Source organism: Embleya scabrispora DSM 41855, from assembly GCF_000372745.1.
Classification (GTDB): domain Bacteria; phylum Actinomycetota; class Actinomycetes; order Streptomycetales; family Streptomycetaceae; genus Embleya; species Embleya scabrispora.
The window spans coordinates 59,894-81,290 of sequence record NZ_KB889561.1; the positions used below are offsets into that span (position 1 = coordinate 59,894).

At 71.1% G+C, this 21,397-nt stretch carries 9 protein-coding genes; 5 read left to right on the forward strand and 4 right to left on the reverse strand.

Features of this window, described 5'->3' with window-relative positions:
• Positions 1-35: 35 nt before the first annotated feature.
• Positions 36-1,067, reverse strand: a complete 1,032-nt coding sequence (gene ppk2, locus A3IC_RS0100300; RefSeq protein ID WP_020548057.1) for a polyphosphate kinase 2 — start codon at positions 1,065-1,067, stop codon at positions 36-38.
• A 362-nt stretch (positions 1,068-1,429) separates the two neighbouring features.
• Here ppk2 and A3IC_RS0100305 point away from each other — a divergent pair, with 362 nt between their 5' ends.
• The 3 genes from A3IC_RS0100305 (at position 1,430) to A3IC_RS0100315 (ending at position 8,399) form a co-directional block, all read left to right on the forward strand.
• Positions 1,430-2,002 carry a sigma-70 family RNA polymerase sigma factor gene (locus A3IC_RS0100305; RefSeq protein WP_020548058.1) on the forward strand — a complete coding sequence of 191 codons (573 nt, stop codon included), beginning with the start codon at positions 1,430-1,432 and terminating at the stop codon, positions 2,000-2,002.
• Between the two features lie 96 nt (positions 2,003-2,098).
• Positions 2,099-3,595 (forward strand): hypothetical protein, encoded by a 1,497-nt coding sequence (locus tag A3IC_RS51710; RefSeq protein ID WP_052173151.1) that lies wholly within the window; start codon positions 2,099-2,101, stop codon positions 3,593-3,595.
• 124 nt (positions 3,596-3,719) lie between these two features.
• On the forward strand, positions 3,720-8,399 hold the full coding sequence (locus A3IC_RS0100315) for an FtsK/SpoIIIE domain-containing protein (RefSeq protein WP_020548059.1): 4,680 nt from the start codon (positions 3,720-3,722) through the stop codon (positions 8,397-8,399).
• A 100-nt stretch (positions 8,400-8,499) separates the two neighbouring features.
• Here A3IC_RS0100315 and A3IC_RS0100320 read toward each other — a convergent pair whose 3' ends face one another.
• The 3 genes from A3IC_RS0100320 to A3IC_RS51715 are packed head-to-tail and all read right to left on the reverse strand — an operon-like array spanning position 8,500 to position 10,276.
• Positions 8,500-8,835 carry a WXG100 family type VII secretion target gene (locus tag A3IC_RS0100320; protein ID WP_020548060.1) on the reverse strand — a complete coding sequence of 112 codons (336 nt, stop codon included), beginning with the start codon at positions 8,833-8,835 and terminating at the stop codon, positions 8,500-8,502.
• A 50-nt stretch (positions 8,836-8,885) separates the two neighbouring features.
• Positions 8,886-9,194: a hypothetical protein gene (locus tag A3IC_RS0100325; protein WP_020548061.1), complete on the reverse strand. Its 309-nt coding sequence runs from the start codon at positions 9,192-9,194 to the stop codon at positions 8,886-8,888.
• Between the two features lie 56 nt (positions 9,195-9,250).
• Positions 9,251-10,276, reverse strand: coding sequence for a hypothetical protein (locus tag A3IC_RS51715; RefSeq protein ID WP_020548062.1), 1,026 nt, complete (start codon positions 10,274-10,276; stop codon positions 9,251-9,253).
• Positions 10,277-10,463: 187 nt separating this feature from the next.
• Here A3IC_RS51715 and A3IC_RS61590 point away from each other — a divergent pair, with 187 nt between their 5' ends.
• Together A3IC_RS61590 and A3IC_RS0100340 are read left to right on the forward strand one after the other, a co-directional pair.
• Positions 10,464-18,743 (forward strand): hypothetical protein, encoded by an 8,280-nt coding sequence (locus A3IC_RS61590; RefSeq protein ID WP_020548063.1) that lies wholly within the window; start codon positions 10,464-10,466, stop codon positions 18,741-18,743.
• Positions 18,740-21,370: a right-handed parallel beta-helix repeat-containing protein gene (locus A3IC_RS0100340; RefSeq protein WP_020548064.1), complete on the forward strand. Its 2,631-nt coding sequence runs from the start codon at positions 18,740-18,742 to the stop codon at positions 21,368-21,370. The genes A3IC_RS61590 and A3IC_RS0100340 overlap by 4 nt, the downstream gene beginning before the upstream one ends.
• Positions 21,371-21,397 lie beyond the last annotated feature (27 nt).

Here is a 21,397-nt window from a genome sequence, read left to right on the forward strand (position 1 = left end):
GACACGAAGTCGCCGGCCGCGAGGGCGGATGTCGATCACCGCTCGCGGTCGGCCGCCGTGTGCGGTGCGGGGTGGGACTCCGCGCCGGGATGGGAACCCCGGCCGTGGGCCTCGTTCGGATGGGAGCCCCGGCCGTGGGCCTCGCCGGCCAGTGGCGTGGGCGACAGGTCCTGGTCGTCCTCGCCGACCTCGAGGAGCGTTTGGGCAGCGCCCACGATCAGCGGGTCGGGAACACCGACGACGTCGGGATCCTTGCCGGAGTAGTCGTGCCGGGCGAGTACGGAGCGGATGGCCTCCAACCGGCCGCGGCGTTTGTCGTTGGTCTTGACCACCGTCCACGGTGCCTGCTCGGTGTCCGTCGCGCGGAACATGGCGACCTTGGCCTCGGTGTAGGCGTCCCACTGATCGAGAGACGCCAGGTCCGTGGCGGAGAGTTTCCATTGCCGCACCGGATCGATCCGGCGGATCGCGAAGCGGGTGCGCTGCTCGGTGCGGGAGACGGAGAACCAGAACTTGGTCAGGTGAATACCGTCGTCCACGAGCATGCGTTCGAACGCCGGAGCCTGGCGTAGGAAACGTCGGTACTCGTCGTCGGTACAAAAGCCCAGCACACGCTCCACACCGGCCCGGTTGTACCAGGACCGGTCGAACAAAACGATCTCGCCGGCCGCCGGCAGTTGCGCCGCGTAACGCTGGAAATACCACTGGGTCTGCTCTCGCTCGGTCGGCTTGTCCAGCGCGACCACGCGGGCGCCGCGCGGATTGAGGAACTCGGTGAACCGCTTGATGGTGCCGCCTTTGCCCGCGGCGTCGCGACCCTCGAAGACGACGACCAGACGCTGCCCCGTTTCCTTGACCCACCGCTGCAGCTTGAGCAACTCGATCTGCAGCAACCGCTTCTCGCGGTCGTAGGCGGACCGGCCCAGTTTGCGGTCGTAGGGGTAGTTCTCCCGCCACGTGGCGATCGGCCGGCCCGAACCGTCCAACAGCACGGGCGCCTCCGCCCGGCTCCGGTCGACGGTCAGGCCGTGCAGGAGTTCCTGTCGAGGATCCGTCGTTCCTGCCACGGGGTGCCCCTTTTTTTCTCGGTCCTTCGTCGCGCCCGGACCTCGCGCGGGCTCCGTGTGGTTGTCCTTCTGCCCTCGGGCGCCCGACCCACACCGACCGGCGCCGGCGACCCACCGCCAACCGATATCTCTCCGCGAAGCGGTAAACGATCTCGTCGCGGTTCGACCACCGACCCATCAATTCATCGATACCCGGACGAATCCAGAATCGGGCGGCGTTTTGTGGGCGGATACTCGCGCCTCCGGCAAGCGGTGGACACGGAATCCTCAAATTAAGCGCAGATCCAACGGACTCGTCGCGCGGCGTAGTTATCGTTCGCGGTCCGAGCCGACACATCGGGGGGAAGCGAGAGGCCAAGGCCGTGACGTCCTTCTGTACCCGTGATCATGATACCGGCAATCAGACACGCTCGACATACGACACCAAACTCGCGGAACTCGCGAAACTCACCGAATTGGTTTATCGGCGCTATTCCGCGCCTCTGTTGTCCTTTTGCCTCAAGCTCACCGGCGGGGATCGACCGTGGGCCGAGGACGTCGTCCAGGAGACCATGCTGCGCGCGTGGCGCCACGGGGGCAGCATCGCCGCGGACACGTCCGATCTCATGCCGTGGCTGGCGACGGTGGCGCGCCGGATCGTCATGGACGACCGTCGCGCGCGCCGTGCCCGGCCGCAGGAGTGCGGCCCCGAACCGCTGGAGTTCTTACCGGCCGAGGATCCCTGGGAGCCTCTGCTCTGGAAGATGGCCGTGGCCGACGCGCTGCCCGCACTGACCCGGGCACATCGCGAAATACTGGCCGAGACGGTGCTGCGCGACCGCGACCTCAAGCAGGCCGCCGAGATCCTGGGTATACCGGTCGGAACGGTGAAGTCCCGTACCCACTACGCGATCCGCGCCCTGCGCCAGGCTCTGGAGGAGCGCAGTGCGGAATGATCACCCGGGACCTCGTTCCCGGTGTGTCGCGTCGAGGGCGCGGCACCGCGACCGGGTGCTCCCGATGGGCGTTCGATGGAGAGGGTTGCCCGGCACATGAGGAACACCGATCCGCTCGACTTCTTCGCGAACCATCGCGACGCGATTCTCCGCTGGGGCGGCATCGCGGCCGCCGCCCTGGTGTTCTTCCTGATCATCCGCTTCGTCGCGATGCGACTCGGCGGGTGGAAAGCCGCCTGGCGCCGGCTGTGTCGGGAAATCGCCCTGACCGTGTACGCGTTCACCGCTCCGGTACGGGCCTGGCTGCGGTATCGGCGCTCGGTGCGGCTTCTGGCCCGGCGGTTGGGCGCGAGCGTGACCTGGCGGGACGCGGAACGTGCCCTGGTCGCCGCGAAGTTCGCCGCGGCTCCCGGTCAGCCGTATGCCGCCCTGGTCGGCGACCACACGGTGACCGTGCTGTTCGCCGCCGCCGACATGCCGCCGCCTTCGGGCCCTTGGCGGCCGGTGCCGGACGATGCTTGGGCGTGGACCGCCGCCAGGGCGGAGTTGCCGTCGGTCACGCCGGACGCCGACGGGACCAGACCGGTCGTGGTGGCCCTGGGCGAGCGCGACCGGGACTGCGTATTCCTCGACCTCGTGGTCGGCCCGCCGATGGTGTGCGTACAGGGCGATCCGCGGTCGGGGCCGGCCCTGTTCCAGGCCGTCGCGGCGCAGTTGGACGCCCGGTTGCCGGGTGGGCAGGTCGTGGTCGCGGACGGCGTGCACCGCGACGTACCGGGATTGCCGGTACGGGACGCGTACCGAAACGCCCGCGCCAAGCCGCCTCGACTGGGCCTGCCCACGTTCCTGGTCACCCCGGAACCACCGGACCCGCTGCCCCCCGAACTCGCCGAGCCACCGGGTGATTCGCCCTCGCTGCGCCTGGTGCTCGGCGGCCCGGGGCGCGGCCATGTACGGACGCTGCTGACCGACGTGCACGGTCGGGTCGCCGTACCGGGCACTCCCTTGGTGGTCTGGTGCAACGCGCTCGGTGCGGCGCTCGCCGACGTGCTGCCCACCATTCCGCCGGTGCTCCCGCCTGTGCCCGCGCCGGTTTCCCGGCCCGGGGCGGGCGACGCCGAGTGGTTCGCCGAGGAGAAGCACACGACCGCGGCTCCGGAGCCGCGAGCGGCGCGGACGCAGGCGGGAACGGCGGAACCGGCGGCGACGCCGGAACCGGCGGGAACCACGGCGCCGGCGGTCTCGGCTCGTTCTGCGGTCGCCGACCCGCCGGCGCGGTCGTCGGGCCGGTCGGCCGCTCCGGGCGCGTCCGGACCGTCGGCGCGTACCGCGCGCACCGGGTCGCGTGCCGTCGACGCGGACCGCGAGCCGGTTCCGTCCGACGGCGAACCGGTGCCCCGGCCCTCCTCCCGGACGTCGAGCGCGGCGACGGCGTCGGAACACCACGAGCCCCGCGCACCCGCCGTGTCGGCCCGACGCGGACCGACCTCGGACCCGGAGCCGATCGACGGCTCGGGGCCCGCGGCCGGCACCGGGCCCGCGGCCGATCCGCCCCCCGGCCCCGAGCCGTCGTCGCCGGGTTCGCGGTCGTAGGCCCGGCCCCGAGTGGCTTGCCGACCGTCCCCGCCCGATGCCCCGACCCGGTTCTCCCGACCCGCCCCACGCTCCTTCCCCGCCTTCGTCGTCTCGCCGCCTCCCCTCCCCGCGAGAGAGTTGCATGCCCGTGAATCTCGCCGTCACCACCGTCGATCCGCAGAGCCGCCGCGCCGATCACCTGCTCGACATCCCCGAGTCGGCGACCGTCGCCGATCTCGGCTCAGTGCTGGGTGCCGCCGATCTGTTCCTGGGGGATCGACGGCTCAATCCCGACGTGCGCGTGGGCGCGAGCGGCATCCGCGCCGGGGCGTTGATCGGGCTTGACCGCCCCGCGCCGACCGAGACCGCGACGCGCGCGTGGCGACCACCCGGGGTCGATCCGGTGCTCGTGACCGTGCGGCACGTATCGGGCCCCGGGGCGGGCCGGGTGTGGCGGCTCGGCCCGGGGCGTCACGAGGTCGGCACGGACCGCGCGTGCGCGTTGCGTCTGGACGGCGGCGACGCACCCGCGCAGGGCACGTGGATCACCGTCGGCACGAACGCGTCGGTCACGGTCGGCCTTCCGGAGGACGCGGACGCGGACCGATGCGGACTGCGCAGCCTCACACCGCCGCCGCCCGTCGATCCGATCACGGGTACGCCGCTCACCGCCGAGGAGCCGGCCGGGGCGCAGGAGGGCGGCCCCGGCGGGCATTCCACCGCACCCCCGCCGCCGGGTCCGGACGGACTGCCCGTCGCACCGCCATTGCCGCCGATCGGCTACCTCCCGCCGCCCGACGACGGCTCACTGCCCTGGCCGACGTACGCCGACCTCTCGCTCGGTGAGCATCTCCTGCGCCTGGGCCCGCCGGACGAACCCGAGGCGGCGGTACGCCCGGCGGCGGACGGGCTGGGCGTCGAGTACAACCGGCCGCCGCGCATCGCGCCGCACCTGGACGGCGAAACGATCCGGATGATGGGTCCGCCGACGGACAACAGCAAGCGGCCGTTCCCCTTCCTGATGATGATCGCCCCGCTGCTGATGGGCCTGGCGATGATGTTCCTGTTCCGGAGTCTGTTCTTCGTCGTCTTCGTGCTCTTCACGCCGCTGATGGCGATCGGCAACTGGGTTTCCGGCAAACGCACCGGGCGCCGGGAATACCAGGAGGCGAAGCGGGTCTACCGCATCCGCCGGTCGGCGTTGGAAGCGGAGATGCGCCGCGCGACCGTGGACGAACGCGGGCTGCGCAACACGACGTTCCCGGATCCGGCGGCGGTGTTGCTGACCGCGACCGGACCGGGCCTGGGGCTGTGGCAGCGCCGCCGGCGCGACTCCGACCACATGACCATCCGACTCGGCACACTCACCCGCGCATCCCTCAAGAGCATCGACGACCAGGCGCGCGAGAGCCACTACCGAAACGTCAACTGGCGGCTTGCGGACGTGCCGTTCGGAGTCGAGATGACCGGTTTCGGGGTGGTCGGGATCGGCGCCCCGGGGGAGATCGCGCGTCGGATCGCGAGTTGGGCGGTGATCCAGACCGCCGTCCTGCACAGCCCGCGTGACGTGCGCATCGTCGTGCTCACCGAGGACGCGCACGCCGACGCCTGGCAGTGGGTACGGTGGCTGCCGCATCTGCGCCCGGGTCGGGCGGGCGCTGCGGTGGTGGCCCTGGGCACCGACCCGGAGAGCACCGCGCATCGGGTCAACGAGCTGATCTCCGACGTCCAGACCCGCCTGGACTCCGCGCAATCGGCCCTCGGCCCCACCCTGCAGCGCGAACCCGACGTCCTGGTGATCCTGGACGGCGCCCGCCGGCTGCGCGATGTGCCGGGCATGATCGACGTGTTGACCAACGGCCCGGCCGTCCGCGTGTTCAGTCTGTGCCTCGAGGAACGCGAACACCTGTTGCCGGAGGAATGCACGGCGGTGGTGACGGCCAACGGCGGCCGGCTCGACCTGAAGGCGTCCCATGTACCGGAGGTGAAGGGCATCCGGGCCGACCTGGTCGACCCCGCCTGGTGCGAGGAGGTCGCGCGCGCCGTCGCGCCGGTGCGGGACGTCACCGTGGAGAGCGACTCCGGACTGCCGTCCGAGGTCGCGCTGTTGCCGCTGATCGGCCAGGAACCGCCGGACGCGGACGCGCTGCTTCGCACATGGGCGCGCCGCCCGGCGTCCACCACATTCGTCCTGGGCAGCGGATACGAGGGTGTGCTGCGCCTGGACCTGGTGCGCGACGGGCCGCACGGCCTGATCGGCGGCACCACGGGCTCCGGCAAGTCCGAACTGCTCCAGACCATGATCGCGTCGCTGGCCGCGGTCAACCGGCCGGACGAGCTGACCTTCGTGCTGGTCGACTACAAGGGCGGCAGCGCGTTTCGCGAATGTGCCGAACTGCCGCACACGCTCGGCATGATCACCGACCTCGACGGACACCTGGTCAAGCGGGCACTGGCCTCGCTGGACGCCGAACTGCGCCGCCGCGAGACGGTCCTGAACGAGGTCGAGGCCAAGGACCACACCGAGTATCGGATCAAGCGCGCGCGTGACCCACGCCTGCCTCCGCTGCCCCGTCTCCTCCTGGTCATCGACGAGTTCGCCACCCTGGTCCGCGAACTACCCGACTTCGTACCCGGGTTGATCAGCCTTGCCCAGCGCGGCCGTTCACTGGGCCTGCATCTGCTGCTGGCCACCCAGCGGCCGGGCGGCTCGGTCAGCAACGAGATCAAGGCCAACACCAACCTGCGCATGGCACTGCGGGTGACCGACCGCTCGGAGAGCCAGGACATCATCGACGGCATCGAGGCCGCCGGGATCTCGCCCAACAACCCGGGACGGGCCCTGGTCCGCCGCGGCGAGGGCGCGCCCACGCCGTTCCAGACCGCTTTCGTCGGCGCGGAACGCCCCGGTGCGGTCCCGAGTTCGGTCGCCGAGGTCGCCGCGCCCCGGCGGGTACGCGGGATCCGACTCGGCTGGCAGCGCCTCGGCCGCCCGATCGACCTCTCCGAAGCCGACGCCGACGCCGACTTGGAGCCGGGACCGGAGTCGCACTTCGACCCGTACCAGGACCGGATGACGGCGCAAGCCGAGGAACGGCCGACGGACCTGCGCGCCCTGGTGGACGCCTTGCGCGAAGCGGCGGACCGGCTGCCCGACTTCCGGCCGCAGCCCAGTCCCTGGCTCCCGCCGATGGACGGCCGCATGCGGCTGGACGAGTTGCCGGCCATCCCGGAGCCGGCACCCGGCGCACTGCCGGTGGTCCCCTACGCCCTGCTCGACATCCCGCACCTGCAGGCCCGGCGGCCGGCTGCGATCGACTTCGCGAACTTCGGGCACCTGTACGTCATCGGCGCACCGCGTTCGGGCCGCACCCAGGTGCTGCGCACCGTCGCGGGCGCCGCGGCGCTCACCATCGCCTGCTCCGACCTGCACATCTACGCGATCGACTCGGCCGGCGGGGGCCTGAACGTGCTGGAGGCGCTGCCGCACTGCGGCGCGGTCGTCTCGCGTCACGACGCGGAGCGCATGGAGCGGCTGATCAACCGGCTGTCCGCCGAACTCACCCTCCGGCAGCGGCTGATCGCGCAGCAGGACTGCGCGGACATCACCGAGGTGCGGAGCAAGGTGGACAAGGACCGCCGGCCGGCGCACATGGTGCTCATGGTGGACGGCTGGGACGCGCTGAGCACCATGCTCGACGACTACGACGGCGGCCGGCTGTACGCCGACTTCGTGCGGTTGTTGCGCGAGGGCCAGGGGGCGGGAATCCATGTCATCGCCACATCGGAACGGCTGTTGCTCGGCGGGCGACTCGCCGCGCACAACGACCATCGGCTGCTGTTGCGTCAGACCGACCCGGGCGACTACACGCTCATCGGCATGCCCCGCGACAGCATTCCGGCGCTGGTGGCCCCGGGCCGGGGCTGGCTCGCGCCGGGGGCGATCGAGGCGCAGATCGCGTTGTTGCCCTCGATCTCCGAGTCGGCCGTCGCCGCGGGCGCCGTCGACGGGGAGGACACGTCGGCGAGCGACCAGAGCGACCAGGCCGAGGCGATGCGGGAGTTGGGTCGGCGGGCGACCATCCGCGACAGCAACGTGCCCGACGTACGAAGGCCGTTCCGGATCAACGAGATGCCGACGCTGATCGGCTTCCAGGAGGCGCACGATCGGGTGCCGCAACCTCTGCGCAAGCCGTTCTGGGCGCTGCTCGGCGTGGGTGGCGACGCGGTCGAGCCGCTGGGCTACGACTTCGCGGGCGGCGGCGGGTCGTTCATGGTCGCCGGACCGCCGCGCAGCGGGCGCACCACGGCGCTGGCCGCGATGTGTGTGTCGCTGCTGATGGGCGGCACCCGGCTGGTCGTTCTCACCCCGCGCGATTCACAGTTGCGCAAGCTCGCCGCGCACGGCTTGGCGCAGGTGCTCACCGACCCCGATCCGGAGCCGGAGGTGCTGACGGAGGCGTTGAGCGCGGTGCGGGACCACCCGGTGGTGGTCGTGGTGGACGACGCCGATCTGATGCTGGCCTGCGCCGCCGACTCGGTGCTGCGCCGGATCGCGACTTCCGGCCGCGACCACGGTCAGGGGCTGCTGTTGGCGGGGTTGGCCGAGTCGATGAGTTCGCTGGGCTGGGTCGGCATGGCCCGGCGCTCGCGGCGCGGCCTGCTGCTCGGGCCCAAGTCGCTCGGCGAGGCGGACCTGATCGGGGTCCGGCTGTCGGCCGAGCAGGTGCGCACACCACTGAGTCCGGGCCGGGGCTGGACCGCGGGCGACTCGGGCGCGGCGATCGCGGTCCAGGTGCCGCTCACGGTTCTGGACGGCTGACGGGAGTGCCGGGGCCGGTCGTCACCTTCGCGTCTCCGCCCTTGCGGCGACGGGAGGGTGACGACCGGCCCCGGGCGTCCACACGGGGTGGGATCGCCGACTACTTGTGGGCCGCCGCGTCGGCCTTCATCTTCGCGACGGCGGCATTGATGTCGCCCATCAGCTTGGTGTCGGAGCTGCCGAGCGAGTCGGCGATGTCCGTGAAATTCTTGGCGTAGGCGGAGATGTTCGCCGCCGAGGACTTCATCTGCTCGTTGAAGGTGCGATACGCCTCCTGCAGGGCGGGGCTGGCCTTCTCGAACACCAGGCCGTCGTGGAGCAGGTTCCCGACCTGGGTCTCCAGGTCCCTGAGTTCATTGGAGATGTCGGTCAGCTTGGTACCCATCCGCGTGGCCGTGCTGCGGATTTCGTCGTAATCGATATGGACGTCGGCCATCGAATCCTCCGAAGGGGTGGGTTGTCGGGTGGAGAGGCGTGGGCGGACCGCTACTGGGAGGAGTGCACCTTGTCGGCGATGTCCTTGTCCATGTCCTGGACCGACTGCATGATCTGCCGGAACTGCTGCGCGTAGCCCTTGATGCTCTCGGTCGCGGCGGTGAGCGCGGTGCTGAACTTGTCGTACTGCGCCTGGAGCGCGGGACTGGCCTTGGTGAGCACGAGATTGGTGGTCAGCAGGTTGTCGACCTCGGTCTTGGCCTCCTTCATCCGGGGCACAAGCGTGTGTTCGACGCTGTTGTCCAACAGATTGGACACCCGGGTGATCTCGGCGTAGGTGAGCTTGATGTTCGCGGCCATGACGAATCTCCTCGAAAACGGGAACGGAACCGGTGGGGACGGGCGCGGAGCGCCGATCAGTTGACGCGACCTCCGGGTGGGGGCTTGCCCACGTCGCGGTCCGGGTGACCCTTTTTGCCGGAACCGGCGTCGGCGTCGGCGAATTTGGGGTCGCGCCTCCACTCGCCCTTGGGTCCGTCGCGGATGTAGTGCTCGGTCTTGTCCCCGGCGTGCGAGACCATGGTGCCGGTGCCGTCCGTGTTGATGGTGTAGTCGGACGTACTCGTGGTGCCGTCGCCGTACTTGGTGACGGTGGAGTAGTCGCGGGCGTCGATCCGGCCCGGCTTGCCGTCCTTGCCGGCACCCGGTACGTCGTCGACCCATTCCGGGGGGCCCTTGTAGGTCGTCGTCGACTCGTAGGACTGCCCCTCCGGGTTGGTGATCTTCGACGTCTCCTTGACGATGTTGTTGTTCTTGTCCAACTCGACGGTGACGTCGATCGTGCCGTTCTCGTCCTGGTGGTGGTACGAAGTCGGCGGCTTGTCATCGGGCTTGGGGGGCTCGTCGCCGGGCTTGGGGGGTGCGCTGTCCTCGCCCTTGGCGATCCAGGCGGCACACCACGCGGGCGCCTCCGGATCGTGGCACACGTGCCGGATGCTCTCGTTCGGATGGTCCCGAAAGTATTGGGTGGCACCGATCGAGGCCAGGTAGGCGTCCCACTTGGCCTTGTCCGCGACCCATTTGTCGTGCGTGGCCTTGGTGCTGAGCCATTTGTCGAGGCCCAGACCGGTGGTGATCACACCCGCCGTGCCGGAGATCCGCGAGTCGTGGTCGAAGAAGAGATCGGAGACCGCCTTGAAGGAGTCGGCGAGCTTGTTCAGGCCCTCTTTGGCCTTGGCGGTACGGGACTTCGAGTGGTGGTAGAAGCTGTTGAACGCGGTCGAGAGTCCGGAGGTGCCCAGCGCGGCCCGGCGTTCGGCGGCGCCCGCCTCACCCAACTCGCGAAACGCCCCACCGGAGCCCGAATCGGCCTGCTTCGCAAGGGTTCTCAGCTTCGCGTTGATCTCGTGCAGGTTGGTGTAGTCGATGGCGAAATCAACCATTCGGACCTCCTGTCCCTCGCCCGACTCGCGTGGTGCGCCCTCGCTGCGGAACCGCTCCCATTTCTGTACGCGTGGCAACCGTCGAGGGTTCAATCGGGATTGTCGCGAGCAAGAATGAACCCGGTGAGCCGAAGGCGCGTACAAAAGAGCGCCGTGGTTGCACGAATCGAGCGAGAGAGGCGCTTCGATGGCTCGTCCCGGGGACTGGAGTGCGCTCGGCCTCGACAATGATCCGACTCCCGGCGACGCCGACCGGATCGACCGGGTGATCGCCGCGGCGCTCGCGTTCGTCGAACTGTCGAGGGACATCGACAACGGTCTGACCGAGGTCAAGAACACCTCGAGCGCCGTCTTCGTCGGCAAGACGGCGGAAGCCCTGCGCGGCGTGATCGACGGCAAGCTGCGCAACTACATCTCCACGTTCCGCAAGGCCCACGAGGACGTCCGCAGCGCCCTGACCGTCTACGTCGGCGTCATGCGCCACGAGCAACACCGCGCGGACACCGCGTTGTCCGCCGCCGCCGCGCTGTCCGAGGACGACAAGGAGGGCCGGGCCGCGCACAAGGCCACCGCCGAGGACGCCAAGTCCATCCTGTCGACCGCGGCCGACACCGCCGCGCGCAAGATGATCGCCGCCGGCCAGTCCATCGCCTCCCCCGTGGACGAGTGCGAGGAGTTCTGGAAGGCGCTCGGCTGGATCGCGATGATCCTGGCCATTCCCGCGATCTTCGTCGGCGGACCGCTCGCGCTGCTCAGCATCGCCCTCAACGTCGCGCTCCTGATCAAGACCGCGATCGACTTCGCGCACGGCAAGGCGAGCGTCACGCAGCTCGTGTTGGGCATCCTGGGCATGATCGCGCCCACCACCAAGGGTCTGCACCTGGGCGCGCTGTGGAGCGGCATCAAGGGTGTCGGCGGACGCGGAATCACGGGCACCAAGAACTTCTTCACCGGCGGCGCCAACTCGTTCGGCCTGTTCGGCCGGGTCGGGTTGGGCATCGACGACGCGGTGGCCGCGGCGGGTGCGTGGATCAGGGGCGGCGCGCAGGGGCTCAAACTGGGTCCCATTTCGGGCCTGGGGCCCGGTTTCGGGAAACTGGCCGGCGGCATCCGGTTCTTTCCGCTCGGCACCGAACTCACCGTGATCAACATGGCCGGCGCCAAGACGTTCTTCGGCCTGCGCAGCGTGATCACCACCCTCAACGCGTTCAAGGGTCTCGGTGCCTCGATCGCGAACGGCCTGAGCGGCTTCAAGGGGCTGCGGCTGTTCCTGCCGGTGGCCGCCGACGAGATGGGGAAGGGCCTCGGGCTGGCCTTCCGGATCGGCTTCATCGACCGCGGCATCCTCGGCATGTACCGCTACGGCGCCTTCATCGACGGCAAGTTCATCGGTGCGGGTTCCAAGATCTCCGCCGGCGTCAACGCCGGGTTCAACGCGTTCGGCCACGGCGGCGAACTGGTCAAGCTGCCCAATATGCATCTCGGCACGTTCGACCCCGTGCACATGGGCCCGCTCGGCGGCAGGTTCGACATGCCGCCGATGTCCACGAAGTTCACCAACGGGTTCGGCCACTTCGACGTGATCAACGTGCCGTCCCTGGGCACCTTCGGCACCGGCTTCCACGCCGGCAACTTCCCCGGCCTGGGCACCTTCCTCGACAACATGGGCGGGCTGGCCGGGATGGCGCCGCTCACCGGGTTCGGGGCCAAGATCGCCGACATCCCGTCGTTCTCGTTCACCGGACTGGGGTCCACGCACCTCATCGGGAATCTCTCCGTCCCGCCCGGGATCACCGGCCTCGGCGCGACCGGCGTCCACGCGCTGCCGCCCGCCCTCGGACACATCAGCATCCCGAACCTGGACACCGTCGGCGCCGGCGCGACCAACAAGATCGAACTCGGCCTGCCGGGATCGAGCGCGCTGGTCCACGACCTGCCCACGACCAACGCGAATACGCACACCGGACTGGACGGTCTCGGCACCGTCGCCGTCCCGCAGCCGGGCCACGTCGCGATGCCGGACGTGTCCACCCCGGCGCTGCCGCACGTCAACGTCTCGGGCGTCGGCTCCCTCCCGCTCACCTCGCACATCCAGACGCCCAACGTCGGCGCGGTACCGAACACCGGCCACATCGCCACCCCTTCGGCGTCCGGCCTCGGCGGCCTCGGACACCTCGCGACCCCGAACGTCGGCGGCGTGCCCGCGGTGACGCACCTGACGACTCCCCACACCGGCGCACCGATCCACATGGCCGACGTGAACACGCCCAACCCGGGCACGCTGCGCGCCGGCGTCGACGGCCAGACCTCGCTCGTCGGGCACGGCGCGAACCCGGTCGACGTCAAGGGTGTCCAGAGCCTCGGCGGCACCGGCACGCACATCGACCTCAACGGCAGCCGGGTGCTCCTCGGCGGCCCGTCGTCGGGCATGGTGGTGCCCGGCCACCCGGCGCCGGGCGGCCTGCCGGGCGTGCCGGCCGTGCCCGGCGGCCTCACCAGCGGCGCCCATTTCGTCCCGGCGAGCGGGGCGACCAACAACCTCACCGTGTTCATGATGCAGGGCGCGCACTACGACTTCGCGCACACGTTCGGCACCATCCCCGGCCTGAACGGCGTCGAGGTACGGGTCCTGCCGAGCACGCAGGCCGGCCGCACCGTCGACGTCCACATCGACCCCGGTGGTCGCACCGACATCTCCGCGACCCACATCACCGTCGGCGACCAGGAGGTGCTGCGGATCGAACGGGCCCTCGGGGACGGCGGCACGCACCGCTGGGACTACGAGCTGAGCGCCGCGAACAATCATCGGCTCCTCGACGACCAGATCATCGACACCCATGTCACCGGCCCCGTCCCCGGGCAGGCCATCGAACTGACCACGCTCCCCACCCCGCAGCTCCCGCACACCACGGCCACCGGGTCGACCCTGCCGGCCGGCGCCGGCCCGGGGCAGCGCGTCGTCGACATCCCGGGGCTGTCCGGCACACACCTCGAATACCGCGTCGGCGACGGCGGCGGCATCGAGGGCATCCGGATCACCGGCGGCGGCGCGGGTGCACCGCACCTGAACCCCTCGCGCCTGACCGGCCCGGACGGGAACACCATCGTGCGGGTCGAGCAGAACGTCATACCGAACGTCGAGGTCCGCCGCTGGGACTTCGACGTATCGGCCGAGGGCGGGCGACCGGACCGCATCGAGCGGCGGATCACCCTCACCGGCGGCGAGCACGACGACACCCTCGTCGCGATCCATGTCGATCCGGACAATCGAACCCTCGGCGTCACCCACTTCGACGACGAGGGCAACATCCTCGGGCCGGACGGGCCGCCCGTGCGGATCAACGACGCGGGCATCGTCGTCCCCTCGCCCGGCGGCTTCCACCTCTACGACCCGGCGACCGGTACACCGTCGGGCAGCGGCTTGCGCCTGATCGGCTCCAACGGCCACCCACTGGCGCTGCACGTACTGACACCGAACGGCGTCGGCGCCCGCACCCTCGTCGGTGTCGACGCCACCGGGACACTCGGCGTCGTGTCCGTGCCGGAGCACGCCAACGGCATGTTCCACGTCGTCCCGACCGGCACCGGCCCGACCGTGCGGGTCTTCGGCGCGGACGGCCGGTTCTCGCACAACTCGCTGCCGCTGACCGGCATCGACCGCCTGGGCCTGGCCGGCGGCCACATCCGCTCACCGCACGTCGGCACGGCGCAGATCGCCCACGCCGACGGCAGGCCGGTGCCCGACACGGACGTCATCCGCCAGATCGGCAACGAGTTCCGGATCCGGCACCCCGGCGGCCAATTCCACGTCGATGCCCGCGGCGCCCGCGCACACGACGTGGTGACCCTCACCACCCCCGACGGCACCGGGACGGGTCTGCACGTCTTCACCCCGGTCGGGGGGCCGAACCCACTGCCGCACCTGCGCGCGGGCGACGGCGCGCCGTCCACGACCGCGAACGTGGACACCGTCGACAACACGTTCCACGTCACCGGCACGAGCGGGCAGCCCCACGTGGTGCAGGTGCACACCCCGGGGGGCGGGTACTCGCACAACGCCCTGCCGCTGACCGGTGGCGGCGCGCCCGGCGGCTTCATCCGGCTGCCCGACACCGCCGGCGGAGTGCCGCGACTCGCGCACGGCGACGGCAGGATCGTGCCGAACACCGACGTCACCCCGCAGCACGGCGGCGGATACCTCGTGCATCACCCCGACGGCACGATCGTGGTGAACAACGCGGGCGCGCATACGCACGACGTGCTGGAGCTGACCGCCGCCGGCGCGGCGACCGGCCGTTTCGTGCACACCCCGGTGGGCACGCCCGACGTCCCCGTGCCGCACCCGAACAACCGGGCCGGCGTGCCCGACACGCACCTCACCGTCACCCGCGTCGGCGGCGAGCTGCGACTCACCGACCCCGAGGGATCGTTCGCCGCGCATGGTCTCGACGGCGCGCACCGCTACGACGCGACCCACCTGACCGGCGGCCCGTTCGACGGCCGGTTCGTGCGCTTCGACGGTCGGACCGGCACGCTCGTCGACGGGAACCTCGCCGCCGTTCCGAACACGCGCGTCGTGCGTCAGACGGGGATGCCGGGCGGCGGCTTCCGGGTCGGCGACGGCACCGACCACATCATCGTCGACATGCGCGGCGCGCACCGCTTCGACGTGGTCGGCCTGCGCGGGGCCGACGGCGCCCCCACGCGCGAGTTCGTCTTCACCCCGGCCCCGGTCACGGGGGCACCGGCGCCCGGTCCGGCGGCGCTGGCCAAGGGCCCGGACGGGCGCAACCTCGGGATCACGGTGGTCGGCCGGCCCGACGGCACGCTCCGGCTCACCGACATGGAAACCGGAATGTTGCGGGGCTTCTCCGGTACCGGCGCGTTCGAATTCCAGGTGCTGCGCCTGACCGGCACCCGAGGCGCCGAACTGCCCCAACTCATCCGCGTACACCCCGGCGGCGCACACACCCTGGTCGACGACGCCCTCGCCGACATCGCGGACACCACCGTGCGCACCCGTCCCGGCGGCGGGTTCCATGTCGCCGGCGCCGACGGCGAGTTCCGCCTGTTCGGCCGGACCGGCAACCTCGACTTGCACGTGACGTCGCGCGCGGTGACGCACGGGGACGGCGAGATCACCGTGTTCCGGGTGGACGACGGCGCCGGGACCCACCGGTTCGACATGATCGGCCTGTCGGACGCGCGGATCGGCGACCCCGCGCACACCCGTTTCCTGAACATCTCGACGGGCGACCTGCGCGTCCTGGACGGCCACCTCGACCCGCTCCCGGGCCTGCGGGCGACCGCGCAACCGGGCGGTGGCTACCGGGTCGACGGCATCGGGATGCGCACCGGCGAGTTCCAACGGTTCGACGCGGGCGGCCGGTTGGAGTTCCAGCGCATCGACGTCGTCGGCGCCCGGGGCGGCATCGACCCGAACCGGCACTTCGAACTCACGTATCCGGCGGGCGGCGAGGCCACGTGGACGCTGGTGCGCACCGACGCGCACGGCGTGCCCGTCGCGGGACCGGCGACCCGGAAGTGGTTCGAGGGCGGCACGCTCGACCTCACCGGCGCCGACGCCGGCCGGGTGCACCTGATCAGCCACCTCAAGGTGACCGTGTTCGAACGCCGTACCCTGCCCGACGGCAACATCCTCGACGCCCACCACTCGTCCGCCACGCTGGGCACCTTCGGGCTGCTGAACCAGCGCGGCACCTGGGCCGAGTTCGGCCCGGAGGGCAACCTGATCCACCACGGCACCCGGCACTGGGGCGAGAGCACCCGCAGCTGGTTCGACGTCAAGAACGTCTTCGGCGTCGACGTCCGGGTCCGACACTTCCAACTCAGCGCGGACGGCGGGCACGTACTGGCCGACCTGCGCCACATGCCGGCGACCCAGGGGTTCGCCGCCGACACCAAGTGGGTGCGGTTCGACGCCGACTTCCGGGCGATCGCGTCCGGCGACCGGCACTGGAGTTCCGGTCCCGGACGCGGCTGGACCGACACCATGCACCACCCGATCACCAACGAGATCGTCACCGTCCAGAAGAAGTTCGGCCGCTTCCAATTCGGCCTGCACGACGTGCGCCGCTATCACCAGGTCGAACTGGGACCGGGCGGCGTCCCCACCCGCGACTGGGTCTCCCGCCACGCCGACGGCAACATCAACGGGCTCGGAAAGACCCTGCACAACGGCGACTTCCTCAAGTTCGAACGCTTCGCCGAGCAGCGGCCCCCGGTGTTCTTCCGCAACATGTTCAGCGGCGAGTTCCGCGCCGCCGACCTCAGCCGGCACCCGTGGCTGGCCCAGGACAGCCGGCTGCGGGTGGGGACCTGGAAGCAGGAGCCGGCGGGCGGCGGTCCGGAGGGGCACGGCGTACAGTTCATCACCAACAACAAGACGGTGATCGACGTCGCGCACACCGGCGAGATCGTCCGCGAGACCCGCCCCCTGCACAACGGCGGCACCCTCACCGTCGGTGACGTCCGGCTGCCCGACGTCGCCGGAGCGCCGGTGGCCCACCGCGCGGGCTACCTCCCGTGGTCCGAGGGCGTCGGCGGCCTCCAGGGCCATCGCACGTTCCACGAGGGCGACTTCGCCGTCACCCCGGGCACGGGCGAGCGGCAGATCACCTGGCAGGACCGGATCACCGACGACGTGGACGACGGCGACTGGTACACTCCCGGCACCAAGCAGTGGACGGTGGTGCGCACCGGCCTCTCCGACGGCACGTTCATCGACTACCGGCCCAGGCCGACCGAAGGCGCCGCCGGCGGCACGGGGCCGAACACCCGCGGCCTGATCGACGCCCACGCCGGCAACTGGATCCGGTACGACCACCACGGCATGGTCGTCTCCCGCTCGGACGTCTTCCCCACCCCAGACGGGACGGGACACGTCGACATCATCGGCACCATGGGCCGCAATCCGCGCGAGTTCCGGTGGCACGACGCGCTCGATCCGACCATCGGCGGCAAGCGCATCACCGCGTTCGAACGGCAGATCACACCGTGGCACTTCGACCGCGAGTCGTTCCAGGACTTCGACGCGGCCGGCAACCTCATCCGCGACCACCGACAACTCGGCGAGGGCCTGAGCGTCCAGGGTTGGCGCGGTGTCGACGCCGCGGGCAACGAGGTCTGGCACTGGAACAAGCTGGACGCTGACAACAACGCGATGGGCTTCGGCAACGGTGCCGGCGATCGTATCCGGCACTGGTTCGACAAGCACGGCAACCCGCTCCCCGGCTGGGCCAAGGGCGCCCGGTGGTCCGACCGGATCGCCGGCCTGGACAACCAGGTCGTCCAGGAGATCCCGGCGCGCAGGTACACCAACTCCTTCCGGGACTTCTTCACCGACAGCCCGTTCCGGGTCCGCGACTTCCGCCCCACCCTCACCACGGAGTTCAACCGGCACCTGTGGCAGGAGTCCGATCAGGGCCTCGTCGCGCAGGCGAAGATCCGGCTCCCGGACGGCACGTTCCTGGAGATCAACAACTTCAACAAGCACGCGCGGCGCTACGACATCGACGGGATCACCGTCATCAACGAGCGCACGATCCCCGGCTACATCCACGAGTACGACGCCAACGGCGGTGTCATCATCGGTCGCGAGACCCACTTCACCGGCCTCGCCAACGAATACCGCGGCCTGAACCGCACCTACCGCGAGCCGAACCGCTGGGGCTACGGCCCGTCCGTGGACGGCGAGGTGGTCCCGGAGCCGTTCGCGCTTCGGGCGATCCAGTCCATCGGCATCGACATGTCCCACGAGTTCCTGCTCGACTTCACCGTGAACCTCGTGGTGCTCTCCATGGTGCGTACGCTCTCCGGCGGCGGGTTGAGCATGATCGACGTCGGACGCGCCGCGTTCGGCGCCGCGTTGAGTTCGATGACCAAGGGCACCGTCTCGGCGGCCCACATGGCGGCCAACCGGGGCGGCTGGAAGGTGCACTGGTCCAACATCGACTACGGGCAGCCGGGGAGTTGGCGGCCCAACGACGACAGTTGGCCCACCGAGTGGGGGGCCAACGAACGCCCGGTCCGCTGGCGCGGCGGCACCTACGAGTTCGCCCTGGGCCTGGGCACCGGCTCGGTGGCCGGGTTCGTCAGCGGCGCGTCCCAGGCCGCGATCTTCGGGGTCCGCGGCGCCGACGGCGCGATCATCAAACTCACCGGCGGCGACGCCGCGTTGGCCGGCCTCGCGTCCATGGTGGGCGGGGTCCTCGGCACCGTCTCGGTGGGCGCGCTCCGGGCCCTGGTCCAGCACTCGCTCGGCAGTCGATGGGTCCACCGCCAGGGTCCGATGGACATCTTCGTGATCGGCGGCCTGGGCAAGATGGTCGAGAAGCTCTTCGGCCTGCTGGTGCTCAGCCCCGCGACCGTGCGCTTGATCGGTCACGTGCCCGACGGGACGTCGTCCGACAACCTACTGCCAGGATCGGGAACGGGTACCGGATGAGCACCGCGGCAATCCACGTCGACCCCGCGAGCCGCAGGAGCCGGCGCACCATCGGGGCCGCGCTCGCCGCCGCACCCGCCGGCGCCGAGATCCTGATCGCCCCCGGCGAGTACCCGGAGAACCTGCGCCTGGAGCGGCGCGTGGTCCTGCGCGCGGAGAACGGCGCGGGCACCGTCGTACTGCGCGCGCCCACCGGCATCGCCCTGACCGTCGCCGCCCCCGACTGCCTGGTCCGCGGGCTCGTCCTGCGCGGCGCCGACCCGGCCGAGCCGGTGGTGCGGGTGGAGGACGCGGCGGGCCTGACGCTGACCGGGTGCGAACTCGACCAGGGCCGGGTGGACGTGGTCGGCTCGACGAGCGCGGCCGGTGCCGCGCGCAATGCCGCGCTCGGGTTCGCCGACACCCTGGAGGCCGACCTGGGCGACCCGACCGGCGGCGGCGTCCTGGTGATCCGCCGCAGCCGGCTGCACGGGGCTCGACACGGCGCGCTGGTCCTGGCGGGCGATGCCCGGGCCCGGGTCGAGGACACGCTCCTGGAGACGATCGACGGCATCGGCGTGGCGCTCTCCGACCACGCGGTGCTGATCGCCGACCGATTGCGCGTACGCGACACCTCCGGCTCGGCACTGCGGGTACGCGGCGACGCCCGGTTGTTCGCCCTGGACAGCACCCTCGACCGCGCCGGACGCAACGGCGTCCTGGTCGAGGACCGCGGCGAACTCCGCCTCCTCGACTGCCGGATCCGCAACGCGGGACGCAGCGGCGTGCAGGCCGAACACGAGGCCCGCGTACAGCTTCACGACTGCCGGATCACCGACGCCAAGGCCGCGGCGATCGCCGCAGGTGGCGCCGCGCGGCTCGTCGCACACGGCTGCCGGATCGACGCACCGGCCGCCAACGGCGTCGTCGCGCTCGGCGTATCCAAGGTGACGGTGACCGCGTCGCTGGTCGCCCGCACCGGATTCACCGCGGTGCACGTCGGCGAGCACGCCCGGGCCCGGCTCGGCGGTTGCCGGCTCGACGCGAGCGAGGAACACGGCCTCGCAGTGGTGGGGGGCGCCGAAGCGGAGGTCGTGGACACCACCGTCTCGGGCGCCGGCATGTGCGGCGTGCACGTGGCCGACGAGGGCCGGCTGACCATGCACGCCTCACGCGTCGAGGGCGGCGAGACAGGGGTGCGGCTGCGCTCGTCCACCGAGTGCGAACTGCGCGAGTGTGTGGTGAGCCGGCCCCGCCGGACCGGCGTCGAGATCGGCGTCGACGCGGTCGCCACGCTGTACGCGACCAGGATCGCCGAGACGGGCAGCGCGGGGATCAGCGTCGGGTCCGGCGCCCGGCTGCGCATGGACGGCGGCGGCATCTTCGCGGTCGCCGGCAGCGGATTGGTGCTGGACCGCGACGCCGAGCCGACGGTGCGCGGCATCCGGGTGGACGGGACCGGGAAGAACGGCATCCTGTTCGGCGAGGGCGCAGGTGGGCTGATCGAACACAGCGACCTGTCGGCGTGCGCCTACCCCGCCCTGCACATCGGCCGCGACGCCGAGCCGAAGTTGGTCGGTTGCCGGGTCTTCGACTGCGCGCGGGACGTCGGCTGGGCCGACGGCGCCCGCCCGGTATTCGAGGACTGCGTGTCGGTCCGGGTCGACACCTCGTCCCTGCCCGACCAGTCGCAGGACTCCCCCCACACACCACGACGACCCGCGGCGCCGGCCCCGGGCGGCGGGGTCGCCCCGGCGGGCGGGACGCCCGCCCCCGCCGCACCGGCGGCGGTCGACCTGGCCGAACTGGGCGAGGCCCCGCCACCCCCGGAGACCCTGGACGACCTGCTCGCCGAACTCGACGAACTCGTGGGCCTCGGCGGCGTGAAGCGCGACGTCGGCGGCATGGTCAAACTGATGCAGACGGTCCGCATGCGGCAGGAGGCCGGCCTGCCCGCGCCGCCGCTGAGCCGCCACCTGGTCTTCGCGGGCAACCCGGGCACCGGCAAGACCACCATCGCGCGCCTGTACGGACGACTGCTCAAGGCCCTCGGGCTGCTCGAACGCGGCCATCTGGTCGAGGTCGACCGCAGCGCACTGGTCGGCGAATACGTCGGGCACACCGGCCCCAAGACGACCGAGTCGTTCAACCGCGCCCGCGGCGGCGTGCTGTTCATCGACGAGGCGTACGCCCTCGTGCCCGCCGGCGTGGCGAACGACTTCGGCGGCGAGGCCGTCGCGACGCTCGTCAAGCTCATGGAGGACCACCGTGACGAAGTCGTCGTGATCGTCGCCGGATACCCCGGCGAAATGGAGCGGTTCATCGCGTCGAACCCGGGTCTGTCCTCGCGTTTCACCCGCAGCCTGCTGTTCGACGACTACTCGGCCGAGGACCTGGTGCGCATCGTCGAGCACCACGCGGGCCGGCACCGCTATGAACTCAGCGTCCCGGCGCGCAAGGCGCTCGGCGAGTTGTTCGCCCGGATGCCGCGTGGCGCGCAGTTCGGCAACGGCCGCACCGCGCGTCAGGTGTTCCAGCAGATGACCGAACGCCAGGCCATGCGTATGGCCGAGATCGATACGCCCGACGCGCGGCAGCTCGTCGTCCTCGACGAACTGGACCTGCCGCGATTGGTCGGCTCCGACTGACGGCGCACCCCGCGTCGTCAGCTGTCG